Raw genomic sequence first — 23331 nt, 5'->3', positions numbered from 1 at the left:
TAGGACTTAGTCCTAGCTTTTTTGATGTGTAAAGATATGACAATGGATATTTTTGATTTAGGATCAACCCTAATTGATAAGAGGGAGATTTATCATCTTTTCCTAGAAAATTGCCTAGAAGTAGTGTGTAGGGCTGGTCATGCTCTTTCCCTTGAAAAATTGGGGGGACAAGATGACAGTTTTTCTTTCGGAAAATATAATCAAGAAATTCCTGCGTTCCCTTGTGACTACATGGTTGAAAAAGTGAGTGATTTACTGAAGATTTTATAGCTTTCTTGTATCAAAATCAGTCTTTTATGGTATACTAGCAAAGTGGAAGGAGGAGTACAATGGAAGAATTATTAAATCAGGTCTTACTATCACAGGATAGGGAAGTTTTCAATCAGATATTTGACGATTACTATGCCATTGATATTGCTCTTTCTCTGGAAACCTTGGAGGATGAGGAAGGAAATCTCCTCAAAACCTTTACAGAAATGGCTAGTGACGATCAATTGGTAGAGATTTTAAAAGAAGCCGAGCCGGAGTTGCAACGACAGATTATCCAATCGATTTCTTTCAAACGTACCAGCACTCTTTTTCATCTTATGCCAGATGATGATGTGGTAGACATTTTGGGTTACTTGAGTGTGGACTTGCGTAAGCAATACTTAAGTATGATGAAAAATTCTAGTCAAGAGAATTTGAAAGCTATGTTGGCTTACGATCCTCAGACAGCTGGTGGTCTGATGACGACAGAATTCATCACCTTAAAAGAAAATCTAACTGTCTCCGCGACTCTCAATAAATTGAGGGAAATTTCGCCCAATACGGAAGTTATTGATACCTTATTTATTAGAGATGCTCATCATTCGCTGGTTGGCTGGATTGATATCCGTGATTTGTTTATTCATGATGCGGAGATGAAACTCAGCGAATTTATGAACACTCAGTTAGTGACTGTGACGCCAGAGGTTGACCAAGAAGAGGTGGCACAGCTTTCTGCCAAATATAATTTATCTGTCGTACCAGTCGTTAATCATCGGCAGGTATTACTAGGAATCATCACAATTGACGATATCGTCGATGTTTTGCAAGAAGAGTATCAAGAAGATATCTTGCGGATGGGTGGTGTACAAGAAAGTGAAGAAATTGGTGGGCCTTTCGTCGAATCACTCAAGAAACGCTTACCTTGGTTGATGATTAACCTAGTAACAGCATTTCTAGCTTCTGCGACAGTAGCACTTTTTGATGATACGATTTCAAAAGTTGTAGCATTAGCAGCGATTAGTCCTATTATCACGGGGATGGGTGGAAATTCTGCCTCTCAGACACTTGCTTTGGTTATCCAAGGAATTGCCTTGGGGAAACTGGATCTGAAAGAAGATCGGAATTTAGTATTCAAAGAAATCTTGCTAGCTTTGGTTAATGGTTTCTTTACTGGCTTGATTGCAGCGATTGTCATGTTTGTCTTCTATCAAAATTTCTATCTGTCTGTGATTGTTGTATTGGCTATGATGATCAATCTAGCATGTGGTGCTCTATTTGGTTACTTTGTACCGCTGATTATCAAGACACTGAATCAGGATCCAGCTCTAGCTTCGACCATTTTCATTACCACAGCAACAGATGTGTTAGGTTATCTAGCTTTTCTAGGCTTAGCACAAATTTTCTTACCATTGATTATATAAAAAATGATATACAAAAAACGCTTGATTTTTCAAGCGTTTTTGTTTTCTTAGTTGTCGAACAAACCTTTAACTTTATCAATAGCACCGCTGGCCATTTCATTTCCAGCTACTAATTTTTTAGCTTGATCAAGGTATTCACCGAGTTTGTCTTTGTTTTCTTCGATAAACTTTTTGGCGCCATCAAAGTCTTTCTTTTCAATCATTTCTTTTACTTGGTTAAATAAATCTACTGGATTCATAGTTGTTACTCCTTAGTAATTTTTTATACTATTTAATCAAATTTCTAATAGAAAGACAAGAATTCTGCTTATTTAAAGGTCACACAAACAGCTTCGGGAACGTAGAAATCGTGGGAGATTTCTGTTAATTTTCCACTCTCTGCATCGCGTTTGAAAATAGTTGCATTATCAGAGTCTTGATGGACGGCGATGATATGGTTTTGATCTGGTGTGATGTTGAAATCCCGCGGATTTTGGCCATTGGTAGGTGCAATCTGGATTAACTCCAAACTGCCGTCAGCTAAGATTTTGTAGACGGCAAGAGAGTCATGACCGCGGTTGGAACCGTAGAGGAACTTGCCGTCAGCAGACAGGCGGATAGCGGCTGTTCCATTGGCTCCTTCAAAGTCCTCTGGTAAGGTGGAGACAGTTTGCAGGTGTTCAAAATGGCCGACTCCATCGTAAATTAGGACTTCAATAGTAGAATTAAGCTCACAGATCAAATATGCGATTTTATAATGATGGTGGAAAACGATATGGCGGGCACCAGCTCCAGCGGCACACTTGTAAGTGTTCAGAGGAGCGAACTTTCCATCTTCAGAAACATCATAGGTGGTGACTTCATCAGTTCCCAAGTCGCAGGTGATCAGGTATTGATCTGGTGTAAGGTCAGCATAGTGGACATGGGCAGAGGTTTGGTTGGCGTGTGGTCCTTGACCTTGATGGCTAGCTGAGTCAGCCAGTTCCAGTCTTCCATCAGCCAGTTGTCTGTAGACCAAGACTTGTCCCTTATGATAATTGGCACCGTAAACCAAGTCACGCTCTTCGTCGACTGCGACATAGCAGAGCGGAGCCCCCTCTTCAACAACATGGTTGAGGAGCTGACCTGCCTTGTCAAAGGCTGCAATTCCCCCCTGTCCGTCCTTTGCCCCGACAGAATAGAGATGTCCAGCCTTATCAAAGGCTAGGTAGGTTGGACTAGGCTCTTCAGCGATCAAGGTCAAGTTTTCTAGCGCTCCCTTGCTAGAGTTAAAATCTGCCTTGTAAATTCCCTTGGAATCTTTGCGAGTATAGGTTCCAAAGTAAACCGTTTGTGTCATGACATTACCTCGTGTATATTTAGATTGCTTGCTACTATTATATCATAAAAGCAGATGATAGGCCTGAGAGCGGAGGATTTGCCTGATTTTCAAAAGAATAGTATTAGTTTGGAAAAAACAGATAAAAAACAGATAGTGGGTAGGAAGGGGATAGATGGCTTTGTTAGAATAGAATTGTTCAAAAAAACAATTACTGTCAGGAAGCAACAAACTTCCTGCTTGCTAAACAAAGGAGAAATCAAATGAACGTTAAAAAAATTGCTATGCTCGTTGCTCTTATCGGAATGTCAGGATTCTTTTTAGCCGCATGCGGAAATAAAGAAGCAGATAACTCAGAAATTAAGGACGGGAAACAAGTGGACTTCCAGAAGGATGCTGTTGATAAGAAGACCAAGACAGTAGATGGCAAAGAAGTGACAGAATACACAATGCCTGATGGAAATGTTATCCAAATTCCAGCAGATGGTGAGGAAATTCCAGAAGACGGATCAGGATCTAGCTCAGAAGCTGAATAAAGATTAAAACATGTAGGTTGGAGGCAATATGTTTCGAAGAAAAAAAATGAATCGTAAGACCATTCTATTGGGCAGCACGGTCATTCTCGCTTGTGCTGGACTGGGAGGCTATCTGTATTTTAGACAGATCAATCAACAACAGGCCATGAAAATGGTAGATAAGACGATTGATTCGCTGACAGTCCAAGAAGCTGTCAACAACAGTAAAAAAACAAGCCTGGTTTTATCTGGGGAAGTAGTTGCCAACAATAGCAGTAAGGTCAAGATTGACCCTTCTAAGGGGGAAGTCAAGGAAGTATTTGTCAAAAATGGCGATACTGTTACACAAGGGCAGCCGCTCTTTTCCTATGCGACAGAGCAGCAATTGACAGCCCAGTCGGCTCAATATGATGCTCAGTCCAAGGCTAATGGCATTACAGCCGCTCAAAATAGCGCTGCGATTAAATGGGAAACCTATAATCGTAAGTTGGCCAGTCTCAATGCTCTCAAAGACAAATACAATTCCAGTCAGGATGAGTCACTGCTAGAGCAGATTAAGTCTGCTGAAGACGAGCTGGCTCAGGCGCTGAGCGATGCCAAGACGGCGGATAATGAAGTAACGACAGCTCAGATTGAGGCTGAAAAGGCTCAGGTGACAGCTCAGACAGAATCAGATCGGATGAAGTATGATACTGTGACTGCCGATACAGCAGGAACAATTACCTCTATGAATGAAGATTTGCCCAATCAGTCCAAGGCCAAAAAGGAAGAAGAAAACTTTATTGAGATTATGGACAAGTCCAAAACTCTGGTCAAAGGTACTGTCAGTGAATTTGACCGTGAGAAGCTGAGTGTTGGCCAGAAAGTGGAAGTAGTGGATCGCAAGGATCCTAAGAAACGCTGGAGTGGTACGGTAACTCAGGTCGGCAGCTTGACAGCAGAAAATACTTCCAATAATAATGGTGGGAATAAGCAACAGGAAAATCCCAACCAAGGTAAGTATCCTTATACTGTAGAGCTGGATCAGGGTGGTGAGATGCCGCTAGTGGGTTCCCATTCCTATGTCAATATCGTGGAGAATGCTCCCGAGGCCGGCAAGGTAGTTGTCAATAAGGCTTATACTTTCAGTAAAAATGGCAAGACCTATGTCTGGAAGGTAGAGGGTAAGACTCTGAAAATGCATGAAGTCAAGACCAAGAAAGTGTCTGACCGTTTGGTGGAGATTACAGAAGGTCTGACTATGCAGGATACCATTTCAACACCGAGAGCAGGTATGGAAGAAGGGATGGAGGTAGGACAGCATGTTAAAGCTTAAGGATATCCACAAATCTTATCAGCAGGGCAGTCAGGAATTTCCAATTTTAAAAGGAATTGATCTGCATGTGAAAGAGGGGGATTTTCTAGCTATCATGGGACCGTCTGGATCTGGCAAGTCCACTCTGATGAACATTATCGGCTGTCTGGATAAGGCAAGTTCAGGGACTTATCATATTGAAGGGACCGATGTGTCTGAGCTGTCTGACAATCAGCTGTCCGATTTGCGCAATCAGAAGATTGGCTTTGTTTTTCAAAATTTTAACCTCATGCCCAAGCTGACGGCCTGCCAAAATGTGGAACTGCCTCTGACTTACATGAAAATTCCTAAAAAAGAGAGACGGGAGCGGGCTCTGGAAATGCTGCGGTTGGTCGGGCTGGAAGAAAGAAGTGATTTCAAGCCTATGGAGTTGTCCGGTGGTCAAAAGCAGCGGGTAGCCATTGCGCGAGCCTTGGTAACCAATCCCAGCTTCATCCTTGGTGATGAACCAACGGGGGCCCTGGATACCAAGACCAGTGTGCAGATTATGGACCTTTTCAAGCAATTTAATGATGAGGGCAAGACCATTGTCATCATTACCCATGAGCCGGAAGTAGCCCAACTCTGCAAGCAGACGGTTATCCTGCGGGACGGTAATATAGAGAGCAAAGCGATAGGATAGAAAGGAAGCTGTATGGAAGATATTTTTGTAGCTCTGAATTCAATCTTGTCGCATAAAATGCGCTCTATGCTGACCATGTTGGGGATTATCATCGGGATAGGCGCTATCATCGCTATCTTTTCTATCATTGAGGGAAATACGGAAAATACCAAGCGTCAGCTCATTGGCGGGAACAATAACACAATCAAGGTCGTTTATGATAAGAAAAGCGCCATCGATCCGACCATTCCAGAGAAATCTCAAGCTCAGAAGCCTTCTTACATTCCCTTTATGGGAGAGGATGTGCTGAGTAAGATTAAGGAAATCTCTGGGGTCAAGAATGCTCTGCTGACCTATGGTACAGATGAGAAGATTTACTACCTGAGCCAAAAGTCATCTGGGAAGATTCAGGCGGTTTCGCAGACAGCCGCTGACATCAAGCAGCAACGTCTGCTAGAAGGTGAGGGATTTGACTCAGAAGCCTTTAAAAATCAAGAGCAGGTGACCTATCTGGAAAAGTCCCTTTATGACAGTCTTTTTCCAAAGGGTGATGGTATCGGCAAGTATGTGGAAGTCTTGGGCAATCCCTTTAAGGTCATTGGCGTGTTTGAGTCGACTGAGCAGAGTGGTTTAACAGCTGGTGCGGAAAAGGTGGCCTATATTCCCCTGCAGCAGTGGCATCGGATTTTTGATACCATTAATGTCAGTCCTGAAGTGACTGTCCAAACCCACAAGGCTGATGATTTGAAGAAGGTGGCCAAGAAGGTCAGTGATTATCTCAATCAGCAAATGCCCCCGTCAGACTATATGTTTGGTGTGCTCAACCTGCAGGAATTTGAACGGCAGCTGGACAATCTCAACAAGTCTAACTTCGTCTTGCTAGCAGGTATTGCCAGTATCTCCCTACTAGTCGGAGGTATCGGTGTTATGAATATCATGTTGGTTTCAGTGACAGAGCGGACTCGTGAAATCGGGATTAAAAAGGCTCTGGGAGCTCGGCGGAAGATCATCCTCAAGCAGTTCCTGATTGAGGCAGTCATCCTGACCCTGATGGGAGGAATTATTGGCGTGGTGGCTGGTATCGCCTCGGGCTTTGCCATCACCCAGTCTCTAGCCTATCCGTATATTTTATCCCTCTTTTCTGTCTTTGTAAGTTTGCTCTTTTGTTGTATAATAGGAGTAGTATTTGGGCTCCTGCCAGCTGTGAAAGCATCTAAGCTGGATCCGATCGAAGCCCTGCGATTTGAATAGGTAAAGGAGAAAAAGCTAAGTATGCACAAGATTCTAGTGGTGGAAGATGATACGACGATTAATCAAGTGATTTGCGAGTTTTTAAAGGAAAGTCAGTATGAGGTAAGGCCAGTCTTTGACGGAGGCGATGCTTTGCAGGCTTTTGAAGAAGAGCCCTTTGATCTGGTCATTTTAGATATGATGCTGCCGACCAAGAGCGGTCTGGAAGTACTGAAGGAAATCCGCAAGACTTCTCAGATTCCGGTCATGATCTTGACAGCACTTGATGACGAGTATACCCAGCTGGTCAGCTTTAATCACCTCATCAGTGATTATGTAACCAAGCCTTTTTCACCGCTAATCTTGGTCAAACGGATTGAGAATATTCTGCGCAGAAATACAGTTGCTTCAGAGATTGCTGTTGGCGACCTGACGGTTTCTATTGATGACTGCACGGTTTACTGGCAAGGTGAGAAAATGCCTCTGACCAAGAAAGAATATGAAATCTTGCAGACTCTGGCTAAGAGGAAGGGGCACTTGGTGACCCGAGATCAGCTGATGAATACCATTTGGGGCTACAGCGAACTGGATAGTCGGGTGCTGGATAATCATATCAAGAATATCCGCAAAAAGATTCCAGGTGTACCGCTGAAAACCATTACGGGTATGGGTTACCAGCTTGGAGGAGAAGACAAGTGAAAATTGTCAAAAAGAACTTTCTCTTGACCTCGTCCATCATTTTCGTGGTGGTTACTATCGTTCTAGCCAGTCTCTACTTTGCCATGCCTGTATATTATCAGCAGGTTAAGAGTGGAGAAGCTCAGCGGGAATTTGACCAAGTTTCCAAGCAAGTCAAGGGGAAGTCCAGTCAGGAAATCGGCGAGCTGTTGAGTGATTATAGTAAAAAGAGCAATCTAATTTGGTTTACCTTGCTGGCGAAAGACAATACGATTCTCTATCCCTCTCTTGAAGCTGGCGATGAAAGTTCTTTGCAACTGACCATCGTCCCAACGATTGCCAACAGCGACTATGAGAGCAAGAGTTTATCAGAAAGCTTTCGAACTTCAGATGGTAAAGAAGTTGTCCTGAGAGGAGAATATTCCTTACAGCCTGTTTCTGATGCTAGTCGGATTTTGCTCAATCTCTATCCATTTGTCTTGATCATATCTCTGAGTCTGGGCGGTCTGGCTGCCTATCTCTATAGCCGGACTTCCAGTCAGCGGATCAAAGCCATCTCTAATAGCACCCGTCAAATGACGAGTCTGGCGCCCGATGTGACCTGTCAGGTCAAGGGGCGTGATGAGATTGCCGAACTGGCCCAAGACATCAATCATCTCTATGCTAATCTGCTGACCAGTATCGAGGCTCTGCGCCTGGAAAATGAAAAGGTAGCAGAAAGCGAGCGGGAAAAGGCTGAATTTTTGCGAATGACATCGCATGAGCTCAAGACACCCATTACCAGCATGATGGGAATGGTCGATGGCATGATTTATGGTGTTGGAGAGTTCAAGGATCGCGACAAGTACTTGCAGAAGTGCCGAGAAATCCTAGAGGAGCAGTCGGAGTTAGTCCAGTCTATCTTAGCCATTTCTAAACTGGAGATGAAGACTGAAACTGAACAGGAAGTCTTTTCACTCAAGCAGGTCTTGGAGGAAAATCTGAGTACCTATCGAGTTTTAGCAGATGTCAGACACTACCATTTTCAGGTTGAGCTGACAGAAGCCAAGGTCAAGGGTAACCGAACTTATCTGCTCAAAGCTATCAAGAATCTTCTGGACAATGCCTTTCATTATACAGTGGAAGGCGGGGAGATTCTACTTAGGCTGGAAGAGCGTAAACTAGTCATCGAAAATGAAGCAGAACGAGTCTTAAACAAAGACCAAATCCAGCAGATTTTTCAGCCTTTCTACCGGCCAGACTACAGTCGCAATCGCAAGGATGGCGGGACAGGTCTGGGACTCTTTATCGTTCAGCAGATTTTGGACAAGCATGGTCTGCGATATCAGTTTGAAGCCCTTGATGGGCGGAAGATGCACTTTAGCATTTCTCTGCCAGCTGTCGAAAAATAGCCTTGCATTCTAGCTGGCCCTGCAGGAGCCGAAGAGAGAAGTCAGAAGCTGTATTTTGTGAAAAATACAAGTCTTCTGGCTCCTCTCTTTTTTTGCGTCTCCCTATAGCTGAGCAGAGAATTTTTCTCTGAAAAATGTTACAATAAAATGACGAGTTAAAGGAGGAGAATATGGAGCACAAAGAGAAAGATTTTAGCCTATCTTGGTTTTTTAAATGGTTTTTGGATAACAAGGCCATTACAGTATTTCTAGTAACCCTTTTGATGGGGCTGAATATTTTTATACTTAGTAAAATCAGTTTTATTTTTAGCCCAGTCATTGAATTTTTGGGAGTAATCATGCTGCCGGTTATTTTAGCTGGCCTGCTTTATTATCTGTTAAATCCCATCGTAGACTGGATGGAAAAGCACAAGATTAATCGATTGGTTGCTATTACCATTGTCTTTGTTTTAATTGCTTTTTTGATTATCTGGGGCTTGGCTGTTGCTATTCCTAGTTTGCAGCATCAGGTCATGGCCTTTGTTAGAAATGTTCCAGCTTATCTGAAGCAGGCTGACAAGTTCATTGATGATGTCGTGACTAAGTATATTTCGGCAGATTTCAAGCCGCAGATTGAAGAATACACTAGCAATCTGTCTAGCCAGATTACCGATTGGGCCAGCAATTTTTCATCGCGGGCAGTCAATTGGGCGGGGAACTTAATCAGTACAACTTCGCAGATCATCGTGGCAATTATCATCATGCCTTTTATCCTTTTTTACCTGCTGAGAGACGGGAAAAACCTGAAAGGCTATGTGACCCAGTTTCTGCCAACTAAATTCCGCGCTTCCTTTGGTCAAGTGATGACGGATATCAACAGCCAGCTGGCCAACTATGTGCGCGGTCAGGTGACGGTCGCTATCATTGTAGCTCTGATGTTTATCGTTTTCTTCAAGATTATTGGTCTGCGCTATGGTGTCACTCTTGGAGTAATTGCAGGAGTTCTCAATCTGGTACCTTATCTGGGCAGCTTTTTGGCTATGCTTCCGGCTCTGGCAATCGGTTTGATTGCTGGCGGTCCAGTGATGCTGGCTAAAGTCATTGTCGTTTTCATCGTTGAGCAGACAATCGAGGGGCGTTTTGTTTCTCCTCTGGTCTTGGGCAGTCAGCTCAGTATTCATCCAATTACGATTTTATTCGTATTATTAACTTCTGGTACCATGTTTGGCATTTGGGGCGTTTTCCTGGGAATTCCTGCCTATGCTTCAGCCAAGGTTGCCATTGCGGCCATCTTTAAGTGGTATCAGAAAGTAAGTGGCCTCTATGAAGCCGATTTTGAACAAGAAGGAGAAATCAGTGAGCAAGAGTGAGCAAATGTTGGCAGCTTTACAGGAGCAGGACCTAGCTCTGGCTGATCGCTGTTTCGAGCAAGCCCTGACTGCAGACAGCGAAGAAGAATTATTGGATTTGGCCGATTACTTAGAGAGTATCGGCTTTTTCCCTCAGGCCAAGCGTATTTTTGAAAAGTTGGCTCCTGACTATCCGGCTTCTTATATAAGCTTGGCAGCTATTGCCAGTGATGATGGAGAGTTGGAGCAGGCGTTTGCCTATCTTGAGGAGATTCAGCCAGACAGTGACTGGTATGTTGCTGCTCTCCTGGCTAAGGCTGACCTCTATCAGCTAGAGGGACTGCCTGATGTGGCTCGTGAAAAATTAGCTCAGGCAGCAAAGCTGACTGATGAGCCTTTGGTAACCTTTGGTCTGGCTGAGATAGATATGGAGCTGGGGGATTTTTCTCAGGCGATTAAGGAATACGCCCAGCTGGACAATCGCTCAATCTTTGAGCAGACAGGCGTCTCAACCTATCAGCGAATTGGGGTATGCTATGCCAGTCTTGGAAAATTTGCAGTGGCTATTGAGTTTTTGGAGAAAGCGGTTGAGCTTGAGTATGACGATGCTGCGGTTTATGAGCTAGCAACTATATTAGCGGATCAGGAAGAATACCAGAAAGCCAATCTTTATTTTAAGCAATTAGATACTCTGTCGCCGGATTTTGAAGGCTACGAGTATGGCTATGCCTTGTCTCTTCATACGGAGCATCGGACGGCTGAAGCCCTGACTCTTGCTCAGCAAGGCTTGGCTAAGAATCCTTTTGAGACTCGGCTCTTGCTCCTAGCCTCACAGCTTTCTTATGAACTTCATGATGAGAAAGCGGCTGAACATTATCTCTTGCAGGCTCAGGAAGATGCGGATGATTTGGAAGAGATTGCCTTGCGATTGACTACTCTTTATTTGGAGCAGGAGCGCTATGAGGATATTTTAGAATTTGCAGAGCAAGAAGTCGATAATGCCTTGACCAGATGGAATCTGGCGCGTGCTTATCAGGCCTTGGAAAATCTGGAAAAAGCAGAGGAACTCTATGATCAACTGGCTCGTGAATTGCAAGACAATCCAGAGTTTTTGGAGCAGTATGTCTATCTTTTGCGTGAACTAGGCAGATTTGAAGAAGCTAAAAGGGCTGCGGCTTCTTACCTGAGATTGGTACCTGATGATGGGAGTATGCAGGAGCTTTATGAAAATTTATAATAGCTGAAGAGGCACTCGCTCAGCCCTTTCCCGCGATTTATGGTATAATGATTGGCGGTAGAAATTTAGTAAGCACATGTAATAAGGAAGAATAAAGCTTAGCTGGATGGGCAATAATATTTTTAGGAAGAGAAAGATTAAGGAAAAAGAATGGCAGAACCAATCAAATTATTTCAATATAATACTTTGGGAGCTTTGATGGCTGGTCTTTACGACGGTAGTATGACTGTTGGAGAGCTGCTGCAGTATGGAGATTTGGGTTTGGGAACGTTGGACTCTATTGATGGTGAGCTCATTATTCTCGATGGTAAGGCTTATCAGGCAAAGGGCTCTGGAGAAGTGCCAGAAGTGGTTGAGGTGTCACCGGATATGACAGTACCTTATGCGGCAGTGGTTCCTCACCAAGCGGAGGTCATTTTCCGTCAGCGTTTTGAGATGGATGACAAAGAACTGGAGAAGCGGATTGAGTCTTATTATGATGGGGAAAATCTTTTCCGCTCTATCAAGATTCACGGCGATTTCGCCCGCATGCATGTTCGGATGATTCCCAAGTCTACAACGGAGCGTAAGTTTGCAGAAGTAGCGGTCAATCAGCCTGAGTACTGTAAGGAAAATATCACAGGCACCATCGTTGGTATCTGGACGCCTGAGATTTTCCACGGGGTCAGTCTGGCAGGCTATCATCTGCATTTTGTATCGGATGATCTGACTTTTGGCGGACATGTTATGGATTTTGTTATCAAAGAAGGTGTCGTCGAGTTGGGTGCTGTAGACCAGCTGGATCAGCGTTTTCCAGTTCAGGATCGCAAGTATCTCTTTGCTAAGTTTAATATGGATGAGATGAAAGAAGATATGGAAAAGTCGGAATAAATAGTAGGGGGGAGCATTGTTTGTTTCCCTCTTTTTTGATATAATTGGAAAAAGAATAGAGGGGAAGAGAAGCTATGATTTATTTGGTAAACGCCAGCCCAAATAGGAATGGCAATAGTTTTAAGCTGGGGCACTTTTTTCTGCGAGATAGAGATTATGAAGCTCTTCAATTAGTGGACTATCATATTGAGCAATATGGCCAGTCAGCAGAAAACGATCAGTTCTTTCAAGTCTATGAGCAGCTGAGCCAAGCCGATGTACTGGTGTTTACCAGTCCTATTTATTGGTGGTCTTTTTCAGGTTTGCTAAAAACTTTGTTGGACCGAGTAGCTGATGTGCATGAGCCGCAAGAAGCACTCAAGGGCAAAAAGGTTTTCCTGCTCTTGCAAGGTTTTCAGCCCAGCAAAGAAATTGAAATGCTGGACTACGTGATGAGCCGCTTTTGCCGGAACTGCGGACTCAAATATGAGGGGCTGGCAGTGACCAATCATAAGCTAAAAGAAATCGAAGGTTGGGAATTAGCAGCCCTGCAGGAAAAATTAGATAAGGTTTTATCAGAAGGTTAAAAGTGAGAAGATTCGTTTGCGGATCTTCTTTTTTACTATAAAAATGGAGCCTTTTTTTTATGTGTCTATTTTTGGACACTATGCCCCTCAACTACAGTCATATCCATGGCTAACTAAAATTAAATGGTGTATAATACCTATTGCTATTAAATATTAATATAGGAGATTCTATGGGAAAAGAATTATTTAACCCCCATTTAAACAAATTTTCGATTCGAAAATTAAATGTTGGAGTTTGCTCGGTATTATTATCTACCGTTTTCCTTTTAGGTACTGCGGCTACAGTCAATGCAGATGAAACTGCCAGCGGAACTGTGGATGATAATATCTCACTGCCAGAAAAACCGACGGACTCTGCTGTCAGTCAGCCTGCTAATGAAAATACAGCAACATCTGCTGTTTCTGAAACAGCTAACTCAGAAGCAAGTGCGGATCAAAATCAGCTGGTAAGCCCAGCTGCAGCTCCAGAGCAAGCGACATCTGAAAAGGCACAAGAAGCTAATCAAACAGCTGAGACCTCTAATGAAGCAGGACCTGCTGAAACTAGTCGGACGCGCTCTTATTCAGTGCAATATACGCCAAAACCAAGTTCTGCAGCTATGCCTAGGTCTGAGCGTAATGGCCAGCCAATGGAGACAGGAACATCATTTCGTACTACCAGTCCTACTGGCCAAGCTAGTTCTGCCATACAAGATGCAACAGCTAATCCTACAGTTTCTAAACCAACACTGGAAGAATCTGTAAGAAAACGCTCTGATGAGTTGATGAAGCAAGTAAACTGGCTAGATTTTGGTGATACGAAATCACTGAGAAATCTAGATAGAGATGGCTCCTTTAAAGTTGGAACGGTTTATGAAAAAGAGATTTCTCCAGGCTATGTGGTCAAACTGACCGTTACGGAATTGAAACCTTTCTATGCGACAGAGATCTATCGTGATCGAGTAAAGGGAACTGAGTACGAAAGCAGTTATGATCCCAATGCAAAAAATACTTGGCTTCAATATAACAATAGTAATAATTATGCTTATCAGTATTGGTATGGTGATGATTACCGTCCTAAAATTACTGGTGCTGCTCAGAATCAATATTCAGCTATTAAGTCAGAAGGAATTGATACTAAAGGTCGTAAGACCCAACTGCAGGTTCCTAAAGATGAAGCCAACTATGGCGTGAAGTTCAAAGTTGAAGCTAGATATCGTGGGAAGCCAGTTAAAGCAACAGTTGTCATGGCTGATGGTGAAGAAGCTAATCCGGGTGAGTACGCTATCTTTACAACCAATGGTAAGGGTTGGGAACATTTGGCCGAGTGGAAGCGCACAGTTACAGACGCAAATGGTGTGACTACTGAGATTACAGAAACCTATAAGCCGATGAAGCCTACTACAGAAGGCCAATTTATTGGAACTGACGGTACTGGTGTTCATTGGCAGGCCTATGTCAGTCCTGACCAAAAGACTGGCGGACTGGGAAGTCAAGTATTTGGACCGAACGTTTCTAGAAACAATACAATTCCGCTTGTCATGACTCGTGGTGCTTCAGAGGTTGGTATTTACATAGCTTCTTCTGGTCAGCAGGCTGCGATGATTGGTTTTATGGCAATCGATGAAGGTGATGCACCGGATTCCTATGGAAAAGCTATCCATGCTATTTCAAGATACAATGCAGAAACTGGCGGTCAAAATCCACAGCCATTCTTGGGCCGTGTTGCGGCTGATATTGATACCACATCTGGAAACAACTGGAAGCATGACGATCAGAATGATTTAGCCGATGAAGGTATTAATCAGCTCTTGTCTGATGATTTAGTCGGGAAAACCAATGGTCTTTTTCCAGTAAACCGTCTGCACGACGGAGATTATTCTCTCCGCATCCATGCTTCAGCTAACGGATACGAAAAAGCCTATGTCCGTGCCTGGATTGACTTCAATAATAATGGTGTCTTTGACGAAGACGAAGCCAGTGAATTTACCGAAGTAACAACTGCGGGAGATTATACTGTCAACTTTAAGAAGAATCCAGCCATGACCAATCCTGAACTTAGCAAGCTTGGAATGCGAGTTCGGATTGCCTTGAACAAGGGAGATATTGAAAAGCCAACTGGAACTGCATTTAGTGGTGAGGTGGAAGACTTAGAAGTTGAACTGACCTATCCACCAAAAGGTGAGAAGAAGGAAAGTACTGGAATCCGTGACCAGAGACAGACAGCCACTCTTCATTTCACTCCACAGGGGATTGCTCAAAATACTGAAAATCAGAAAGTAGCGATTGATACTACTAAAGCTCCGATTGTATTGGATGCGAGAGGAAATGCCCTGACAGCTGATGCAGAAGGCTGGTATAACACTGCTGAAGGCCGTTATAAAGTAACTGCAAACGGTGCTGATGTAGATGTGGTATATGAGCCTAAGGCGGGCTTTGTCGGTACTGCTCAGGGGATTAACATTCGTCGTTTTGATACTAATGGCGCAAGTACGGATTGGATTGCCAAGAATCAGGCTGAAGCAGTCATCAATGACCAGCTCAACACCATGGATGGACGCTATGTACCAACCGTGCTGAATGTTCCTAAGTATGAAACAAGGGATGCTCAAGGACTAACGCAAGAAAAGACGCCTGTCTTTAATGATGGTGATGCTGGCAAAACTCCGGAAAGTCCAAGTACAGCAAATCCTGTAAAATTTGTGAAAGCAGATGGAACGACTACAGATGATACTAGAGTTCCAGCTTTATCAAATGGTCAGGAAGTCGGTCGTTTTGAAGTCGAGCCTGCAACAGGTAAGATTACTTTCAAACCAAACAAAAACTTTGTTGGTACTGTAGACCCTGTGTCTGTTCAAATGATTGATGGCAAAGGTATTCCGCATCAAGCTATTTATCAGCCAAAGGTGACTCCTGTTAGACCATCTGCTCAAGGTGCCAGCAGCGAGGGCATTCAAGGTGCAGTTCAGACAGGACAGCTGACCTTCAATCCAGGCAATAATCGTGTACCTATTGATAGCAAGATGTTGCCAACCTTTGATAATGGCAGCCAGACTAAAACAGTTGCGGGTGTTGGTACCTATCAGGTGGATAATCAAGGCCTAGTAACCTTTACTCCACTGCCGACTTATACTGGACGTCCAGCGGCAGAGACTGTCAAGCGAGTAGATGTCAATGGAACAGAAGTAACAGCTACCTATCAGGCTGATGTAAAAGCAGCAGCACCAAGTGCGACGAATGCTGAAACCAGTGGCATACAAGGCCAAGTTCAGCGAGGAAAAGTCAGCTTCACAGAAGGTTCTGCGCAAGTCAACGGTCAAAAACAAACGGTGGCCTTTCCAGTTGGCTCCACTCCGCTCTTTGAAAATGGTTCGACTGTTAAAGAAGTGCCTACTGTTGGTAAGTTTGAAGTGGACGTGAATGGAATTGTCACCTTTACTCCAGAGAAACAATTTAAAGGCCTTACGCCAGAAATCAGGATTACTCGTACAGATACGAATGGCAGCACAGCTACAGCAATCTACAAGGCGACAGTCACTGCTGTAACTCCAACAGGGACAAACATCACCAGCACTGGTAAGCAAGGCCGTCCACAGACAGGTAAACCAAACTTTGTCAGTGGCAACCCAGATGTACCACTTGATAATGACACTCCTGCGACTTTCGATGATGGAAGTAAGCGCAAGGTGGTTCCAAATGTTGGTATATTTGAGGTGACACCAGATGGATCTGTCACTTTCACACCGGACAAGCAATTTGTTGGCACACCAGATCCTGTTGTTGTTAAACGTGTCGATAAGAATGGCACTCCTGTGACAGCCAAGTACACGCCTACTGTTGAGAAAGTGACCCCAAGAGCAACTGGCGCTCAGACAAAAGGCCCTCAAGGTCAAGTACAAAAAGGCAAGGTTACTTTTGAACCAGGAAGTCCTCAAGTTGGTTTCCCAGAAAACAGTACGCCAGTCTTTGATACTGGCACGAATGTGAAAGAAATTGCCAAAATCGGCAAGTTCGAAGTAGACGGAGAGGGTAATGTCACCTTTACTCCAGTCAAAACCTTTGTAGGCAAAACTCCAGAAGTTGAACTCAGCCGTGCAGATGTCAATGGAACAGTAGCCAAGGCCAAATATCGGGCGACTGTGACCGCTGTGACTCCGACGGGAACGGGAGATCAGACAGAAGGTCCGCAAGGCCAAGTTCAAAAAGGCCGTGTAACTTTTAAAGCTGGCGATCCAAAAGTAGGATTCCCAGCTAATAGCACGCCAGTCTTTGACACGGGTACGAATGTCAAAGAAATTGCCAAAGTCGGTAAGTTTGAAGTGGATATAGAGGGCAATGTTACCTTTACCCCAGTTAAAACCTTTGTAGGTGAAACACCGGAAATCAGCATTGTTCGAAAAGATGCAAATGGTATTGCCGCGAAAGTTACTTATATCGCGACGGTTACTTCAGTAACCCCAACAGGAACTAATGTGACTAGCACCGGTCCTCAAGGTCTTCCGCAAACGGGTACCCCAACTTTCCAAGGTGGTGATCCGCTAGTTCCGATTGATGAAGCAGTCGAGCCAACTTTCAAAGATGGCAGCAAGGAAAAGGCTATTCCAGGTCAGGGAACTTACACCATTGCTCCAGATGGCGCAGTGACCTTCACGCCGGAGAAGCAGTTTGTAGGCAAACCAGATCTGATCACTGTGAAACGTGTGGATAAGAATGGCACATCGGTGACGGCAACTTACGGCCCAGAGTTTACAAAGGTGACTCCAACAGGAACTGGTGATAAGACAGAAGGTCTGCAAGGCCAGGTTCAAGAAGGCCATGTTACCTTCACACCAGGTCATGATTCTGTACCGTTTCCAGCTGAAACAACTCCACTCTTTGACAATGGTTTGACTGTTAAAGAGATTCCAACCGTTGGAAAATTTGAAGTCGATGCGAATGGTAAGGTTACTTTCACGCCAGACAAGCAGTTTAAGGGAACCACTCCTGAGCTAACATTGATTCGAGCAGATGCGAATGGCACTCCTGTTACAGTCAAATACCAAGCGGTAGTGAAAGAAGTGATTCCAACAGGAACAAATATTACCAGCACTGGTGAGCAAGGCCGCCCACAAACAGGCAAGCCAAACTTCGTAAGCGGCACCCCGGGAGTACCACTGGATAATGACACTCCGGCTACTTTCGACGACGGAAGCAAGCGCAAGGTTGTTCCAAATGTCGGTATCTTTGAAGTGGCACCAGATGGTTCTGTCACCTTTACTCCAGATAAGCAATTTGTAGGCACACCAGATCCAGTTGTTGTTAAGCGGGTAGATAAGAATGGTACAGCAGTGACAGCCAAGTATACGCCTACAGTTGAGAAAGTGACTCCAAGAGCGACAGGTGCTCAGACAGAGGGGCTTCAAGGTCAAGTTCAAAAAGGCAAGGTTACTTTTGAAGCCGGAAGTCCGCAAGTCGGATTCCCAGAAAACAGTACACCTGTCTTTGACACCGGCACGAATGTCAAAGAAATTACCAAAGTTGGTAAGTTCGAGGTTGATACAGAGGGGAATGTTACCTTCACACCAGTCAAATCGTTTGTCGGTAAGACACCAGAAGTTGAACTCAGCCGTACAGATGTCAACGGTACAGCAGCAAAAGCCAATTACCAAGCGACTGTGATTGCTGTTACCCCGACAGGTACTGGTGACAAGACAGAGGGTCTTCAAGGTCAGGTTCAAAAAGGTCATGTCATCTTCACGCCAGGCCATGAATTAGTTCCATTCCCAGCAGGTTCGACTCCGCTATTTGGTAACGGAAAAAATATTAAAGAAGTACCAAATATCGGTAAGTTCGAAGTGGATGCAGATGGTATTGTTACCTTCACTCCAGACAAGCAGTTTAAGGGGACAACTCCTGAGCTGACATTGATTCGAGCAGATGTGAATGGCACACCAGTTACAGTCAAATATCAAGCAGTAGTGAAAGAAGTAACTCCGACAGGTACCACCGTTACGAGCACCGGTCCTCAAGGTATCCCGCAGACAGGAACTCCAACCTTCAAAGCTGCGGATCCGCTAGTTCCGATTGATGAAACAGTCGAGCCAACTTTCGACGATGGCAGCAAGAAAAAGACCATTCCAGGTCAGGGAACTTACACCATTACTCCAGATGGCGCAGTGACCTTTACTCCAGACAAGCAGTTTGTAGGCAAACCTGATCCAATCACAGTGAAGCGAGTGGATAAGAATGGCACTCCAGTAACTGCGACTTACAGTCCAGAGTTCACTAAAGTAACTCCAACAGGCACCGACGCGACTAGCACCGGTCCACAAGGCCGTCCACAAACTGGTACCCCAACCTTTGAGGGTGGAGATCCACTGGTTCCAATCGATGAAACAGTTGAGCCAACCTTTGCAGATGGAAGTAAGGAGAAGAAGATTCCAGGTCAGGGAACTTACACCATTACTCCAGATGGATCAGTGACCTTCACGCCAGGGAAGCAGTTTGTAGGCAGACCAGATCCAATCACTGTGAAACGAGTGGATAAGAATGGTACTCCAGTAACTGCGACTTACAGTCCAGAGTTTACCAAGGTGACTCCAACAGGTACCGGCACTAAAACAGAAGGTCTTCAAGGCCAAGTCCAAGAAGGCAAAGTGACCTTCACGCCTGGTCATGATTCAGTTCCATTCCCGGCTGGTTCGACTCCGCTTTTTGATAACAATTCAACAGTGAAGAAAGTACCGAATGTTGGTAAGTTCGAAGTGGATGCGGATGGCAAGGTGACTTTCACTCCAGACAAACAATTCAAGGGGGAAACACCGGAACTTGAATTGACTCGGACTGATGTCAATGGTACCCCTGTTACAGTTAAGTACCAAGCGGTAGTGAGAGAAGTCACTCCGACAGGTACTACCTCAACTAGCACTGGTCCACAAGGCCGACCACAAACGGGTAAACCAAACTTTGTTGGTGGCGACCCGAATGTACCACTGGATAATGATACACCAGCGACTTTCGATGATGGAAGCAAACGCAAGGAAGTACCAAATGTCGGTACCTTTGAAGTAGCACCAGATGGATCTGTCACTTTCACACCGGACAAGCAATATGTTGGTACACCAGATCCGGTAACTGTTAAGCGAGTGGACAAGAATGGCACTCCTGTGACAGCAAAGTACACGCCTACTGTTGAAAAAGTCACACCAAGAGCGACAGGTGCTCAGACAGAGGGGCTTCAAGGCCAAGTTCAAAAAGGAAAGGTTACTTTTGAAGCCGGAAGTCCGCAAGTCGGCTTCCCAACCGACAGCACACCAGTCTTTGATACTGGCACGAATGTCAAAGAAATTGCCAAAGTCGGTAAGTTCGAGGTTGATATGGAGGGTAATGTTACCTTTACTCCAGTCAAAACCTTTGTCGGTAAGACACCAGAAATCGAACTCAGCCGTGCCGATGCCAATGGTACAGTAGCTAAGGCTAACTATCAAGCGACTGTGACTGCTGTAACTCCGACAGGAACCGGTACTAAGACAGAAGGCTTGCAAGGTCAGGTCCAAGAAGGTAAAGTGACCTTCATACCTGGCCATGATTCAGTTCCATTTCCTGCTGGTTCGACTCCGTTATTTGACAATGGTTCTTCTGTCAAAGAAGTACCGAATGTCGGTAAGTTCGAAGTGGATGCAGATGGCAAGGTCACCTTCACTCCAGACAAACAATTCAAGGGTGAAACACCTGAATTCGAATTGACTCGGACTGATGCTAATGGAACACCAGCAACTGTCAAGTACCAAGCAGTAGTGAAAGAAGTCACTCCGACAGGTACTACCTCAACCAGCACTGGTAAACAAGGACGTCCACAGACAGGTAAGCCAAACTTTGTCAGTGGCAATCCAGATGTACCAATGGATAATGATGCTCCAGCGACTTTTGATGATGGAAGCAAACGCAAGGAAGTTCCAAATGTCGGTACTTTTGAAGTGGCACCAGATGGTTCTGTTACTTTCACACCAGACAAGCAATTTGTTGGCACACCAGACCCAGTTGTTGTTAAGCGAGTGGACAAAAATGGTACGCCAGTGACCGCTAAGTACACACCTACAGTTGAGAAAGTGACCCCGATAGGAACTACCGCAACCAGCACTGGTCCTCAGGGTGTTCCTCAAACGGGTACTCCAACCTTCACAGGTGGTGACCCACTAGTTCCGATTGATGAAACAATTGAGCCAAGCTTCGACGATGGCAGCAAGGAAAAGACTATTCCAGGTCAGGGAACTTACACCATTACTCCAGATGGCTCAGTGACCTTTACTCCAGAGAAGCAATTCGTAGGCAAAACTGATCCAATCACTGTGAAACGTGTGGATAAGAATGGTACTCCAGTAACTGCGACTTACATTCCAGAGTTTACCAAGGTGACTCCAACAGGTACCGGCACTAAAACAGAAGGCTTGCAAGGCCAAGTTCAAGAAGGCAAAGTCACCTTCACTCCGGGCCATGATTCTGTTCCATTCCCAACGGATTCGACTCCACTGTTTGATAATGGTTCTTCTGTCAAAGAAGTGCCGAATGTTGGTAAGTTCGAAGTGGATGCAGACGGCAAGGTTACTTTCACTCCAGACAAACAATTCAAGGGTGAAACACCAGAACTTGAATTGACTCGCACTGATGTCAATGGTACCCCTGTTACAGTTAAGTACCAAGCAGTAGTGAAAGAGGTAACTCCAACAAGTACCACCGTGACGAGCACTGGCCCACAAGGTCTTCCGCAAACAGGCACTCCAACTTTCAAAGGTGCGGACCCACTAGTTCCGATTGATGAGACTGTTGAGCCAACCTTTGAAGATGGAAGCAAGAAGAAGACCATTCCAGGTCAAGGAACGTATACCATCACTCCGGATGGCGCAGTGACCTTCACGCCAAACAAGCAATTTGTAGGCAAACCAGATCCAATCACTGTGAAACGAGTGGATAAGAACGGCACACCAGTGACAGCGACCTACAGTCCAGAGTTTACCAAGGTAACTCCAACAGGCACCGGTACTAAGACAGAAGGTTTGCAAGGTCAGGTTCAAAAAGGTCAAGTGACTTTCACGCCAGGACATAAATTAGTTCCATTCCCCGCTGGTTCGACTCCACTTTTTGGTAACGGAAAGAATATTAAAGAAGTACCAAATGTTGGTAAGTTCGAAGTGGATGCCGATAACAAGGTGACTTTCACTCCAATAAAACAATTCAAGGGTGAAACATCAGAATTGGGATTGATTCGTTTAGACGCTAACGGAACTCCTGTTATTGTCAAATATCAAGCGATAGTGAAAGCAGTAGTCCCAACTGGTAAAGATACCACATCTACAAATATCAAAGGTCATGTTCAAACCGGCAAACCTATCTTCGAAGCAGGTGATCCATTGGTTCCAATTGATGAGACGATTGCACCAAGTTTCGAAGACGGAAGCAAGGAAAAAACTATTCCGGGTCAGGGAACTTATACTATCGCACCAGATGGCACAGTCACCTTTACTCCAGATGCTGATTTCCTTGGTCAGGGAAGCGGTGTGACCCTTGTCCGCCGTGATAAGAATGGCACCTCAGTGACGGCTCGCTATGTTCCGACCGTGGTTGCACCATCAACCAGTCAGGACAGTGTGTCCAGCGGCCGCAAGGGCCAAGCTCAAACGGGCGCGCCAACTTTTGAAGGGGCGATTGACCAGGCAGTGGCACCGACCTTTGCGGACGGCAGCACCGAAATGGTTGTCCCAGGTGAAGGAACTTATCGTTTCAATATGCTGGGGGCAGTGACCTTTGTGCCGGAAGCAGACTTTGTCGGAACTGCTCGCGGAGTTGTCGTGAAACGTTCAGATATTTATGGCAATGCCGTGACGGCAACCTATACCCCAACTGTTTTGGGAAGCACGGCCACAGAAGATACCGGCAGCACCGGTCTCAAAGGCCAGCCACAGACTGGTAAACCAATCTTTGAAGGAGATGTGGATCCAACTGTTCCGCCAACTTTCGAGGATGGAAGTACTGAAAAGGTTGTTCCAGGCCAAGGTACCTACACGATTGCGCCAGATGGCACAGTGACCTTTGTACCGGAAGCTGGCTTTGTCGGCCAAGCTGATGGTGTGACAGTGATTCGCAAAGATCGTAATGGTCAGACGATTTCAGCGGTTTACGTTCCAACTGTGACAGAAAATCCTGTTCAGCCAGAGCGGACGATTACGCCTGCGCCGCCGTCTCTTTCCAAGAGTGAGGGTGCAAAATCCCTTCCTAAGACAGGTACAGAAGAAACCTCATACTTAGCTGCAAGCTTACTTGCGGGAGTATCAGGTCTGGGACTGATTGGCTTAGAGAAGCGGAAGAAAAAGTCTGAAGACTAAGAGGTGAGAACTTAGGTTCTAACACCTGAATTAAAAGAGGAAAGATTCATTAGTGAATCTTTTTTCTTTATATCCAAGGGAATAAATCTTAAAAAACTTCATAATAACAGCATTTTTAAAATACCAAACATTAAAGTAGAATCTGAAATGTTCCCAGATTTATTTAATTTATAAGGATTTTTCTATGGTCTATTTTTTCTTTTGTTTTCAAAAATAGACTATAAAATGCTTTGTGTCAATTTTTTTAAAAATTTTTT

Annotated in this window: 16 protein-coding genes; 14 read left to right on the top strand and 2 right to left on the bottom strand. The window is 44.7% G+C overall.

The genetic code is table 11. The features are described from left to right. Window positions 1-42 precede the first annotated feature (42 nt). Both J1C91_RS07265 and mgtE read left to right on the top strand, forming a co-directional pair. A complete protein-coding gene (locus tag J1C91_RS07265; RefSeq protein ID WP_172633370.1) occupies window positions 43-270 on the top strand; it encodes a hypothetical protein in 228 nt (75 codons plus the stop codon). A gap of 59 nt (window positions 271-329) precedes the next feature. Continuing rightward, window positions 330-1670: a magnesium transporter gene (gene mgtE, locus J1C91_RS07260; RefSeq protein ID WP_002910047.1), complete on the top strand. Its 1341-nt coding sequence runs from the start codon at window positions 330-332 to the stop codon at window positions 1668-1670. A 47-nt stretch (window positions 1671-1717) separates the two neighbouring features. On the opposite strand, the gene J1C91_RS07255 is transcribed toward mgtE, so the two are convergent. Both J1C91_RS07255 and J1C91_RS07250 read right to left on the bottom strand, forming a co-directional pair. After that, window positions 1718-1909 (bottom strand): hypothetical protein, encoded by a 192-nt coding sequence (locus J1C91_RS07255; RefSeq protein ID WP_002910045.1) that lies wholly within the window; start codon window positions 1907-1909, stop codon window positions 1718-1720. Between the two features lie 68 nt (window positions 1910-1977). Beyond that, window positions 1978-2988, bottom strand: a complete 1011-nt coding sequence (locus J1C91_RS07250) for a lactonase family protein (protein WP_002910040.1) — start codon at window positions 2986-2988, stop codon at window positions 1978-1980. Window positions 2989-3042: 54 nt separating this feature from the next. Between J1C91_RS07250 and J1C91_RS07245 the strand changes: the two genes are divergently transcribed. The 12 genes from J1C91_RS07245 (at window position 3043) to J1C91_RS07190 (ending at window position 23074) form a co-directional block, all read left to right on the top strand. After that, the gene (locus J1C91_RS07245) at window positions 3043-3234 is read left to right on the top strand and encodes a hypothetical protein (RefSeq protein ID WP_002910038.1); all 192 of its coding nucleotides are present in this window, start codon (window positions 3043-3045) and stop codon (window positions 3232-3234) included. Further along, the gene (locus tag J1C91_RS07240; RefSeq protein ID WP_002895853.1) at window positions 3231-3503 is read left to right on the top strand and encodes a hypothetical protein; all 273 of its coding nucleotides are present in this window, start codon (window positions 3231-3233) and stop codon (window positions 3501-3503) included. The genes J1C91_RS07245 and J1C91_RS07240 overlap by 4 nt, the downstream gene beginning before the upstream one ends. 28 nt (window positions 3504-3531) lie before the next feature. Then, window positions 3532-4797: an efflux RND transporter periplasmic adaptor subunit gene (locus tag J1C91_RS07235; protein WP_002910035.1), complete on the top strand. Its 1266-nt coding sequence runs from the start codon at window positions 3532-3534 to the stop codon at window positions 4795-4797. Next, on the top strand, window positions 4784-5458 hold the full coding sequence (locus tag J1C91_RS07230; protein WP_002895848.1) for an ABC transporter ATP-binding protein: 675 nt from the start codon (window positions 4784-4786) through the stop codon (window positions 5456-5458). The genes J1C91_RS07235 and J1C91_RS07230 overlap by 14 nt, the downstream gene beginning before the upstream one ends. A gap of 12 nt (window positions 5459-5470) precedes the next feature. Then, entirely contained in the window at window positions 5471-6688 is a 1218-nt protein-coding gene (locus J1C91_RS07225) for an ABC transporter permease (protein ID WP_002897806.1), read from the top strand. Between the two features lie 21 nt (window positions 6689-6709). After that, complete coding sequence (locus J1C91_RS07220; RefSeq protein ID WP_002897805.1) at window positions 6710-7366, top strand: response regulator transcription factor; 657 nt, start codon at window positions 6710-6712, stop codon at window positions 7364-7366. Further along, the gene (locus J1C91_RS07215) at window positions 7363-8736 is read left to right on the top strand and encodes a sensor histidine kinase (protein ID WP_002910031.1); all 1374 of its coding nucleotides are present in this window, start codon (window positions 7363-7365) and stop codon (window positions 8734-8736) included. Before J1C91_RS07220 ends, J1C91_RS07215 begins: the two co-directional genes overlap by 4 nt. Before the next feature lie 170 nt (window positions 8737-8906). After that, window positions 8907-10085, top strand: a complete 1179-nt coding sequence (locus tag J1C91_RS07210; RefSeq protein WP_002910029.1) for an AI-2E family transporter — start codon at window positions 8907-8909, stop codon at window positions 10083-10085. Beyond that, the gene (locus tag J1C91_RS07205) at window positions 10072-11301 is read left to right on the top strand and encodes a tetratricopeptide repeat protein (protein WP_125439026.1); all 1230 of its coding nucleotides are present in this window, start codon (window positions 10072-10074) and stop codon (window positions 11299-11301) included. The genes J1C91_RS07210 and J1C91_RS07205 overlap by 14 nt, the downstream gene beginning before the upstream one ends. 150 nt (window positions 11302-11451) lie before the next feature. Beyond that, window positions 11452-12171: an acetolactate decarboxylase gene (gene budA, locus J1C91_RS07200; protein WP_125439024.1), complete on the top strand. Its 720-nt coding sequence runs from the start codon at window positions 11452-11454 to the stop codon at window positions 12169-12171. A 74-nt stretch (window positions 12172-12245) separates the two neighbouring features. Continuing rightward, entirely contained in the window at window positions 12246-12737 is a 492-nt protein-coding gene (locus tag J1C91_RS07195; protein WP_125439022.1) for a flavodoxin family protein, read from the top strand. Between the two features lie 170 nt (window positions 12738-12907). Beyond that, complete coding sequence (locus tag J1C91_RS07190) at window positions 12908-23074, top strand: CshA/CshB family fibrillar adhesin-related protein (RefSeq protein WP_125439020.1); 10167 nt, start codon at window positions 12908-12910, stop codon at window positions 23072-23074. Window positions 23075-23331 lie beyond the last annotated feature (257 nt).

The sequence above is a fragment of the Streptococcus sanguinis genome, from assembly GCF_050222175.1.
GTDB classification, from domain to species: domain Bacteria; phylum Bacillota; class Bacilli; order Lactobacillales; family Streptococcaceae; genus Streptococcus; species Streptococcus sanguinis_M.
The sequence above is the reverse complement of the archived record's forward strand: the minus strand, read 5'-3'. Positions and strand labels throughout refer to the sequence as shown.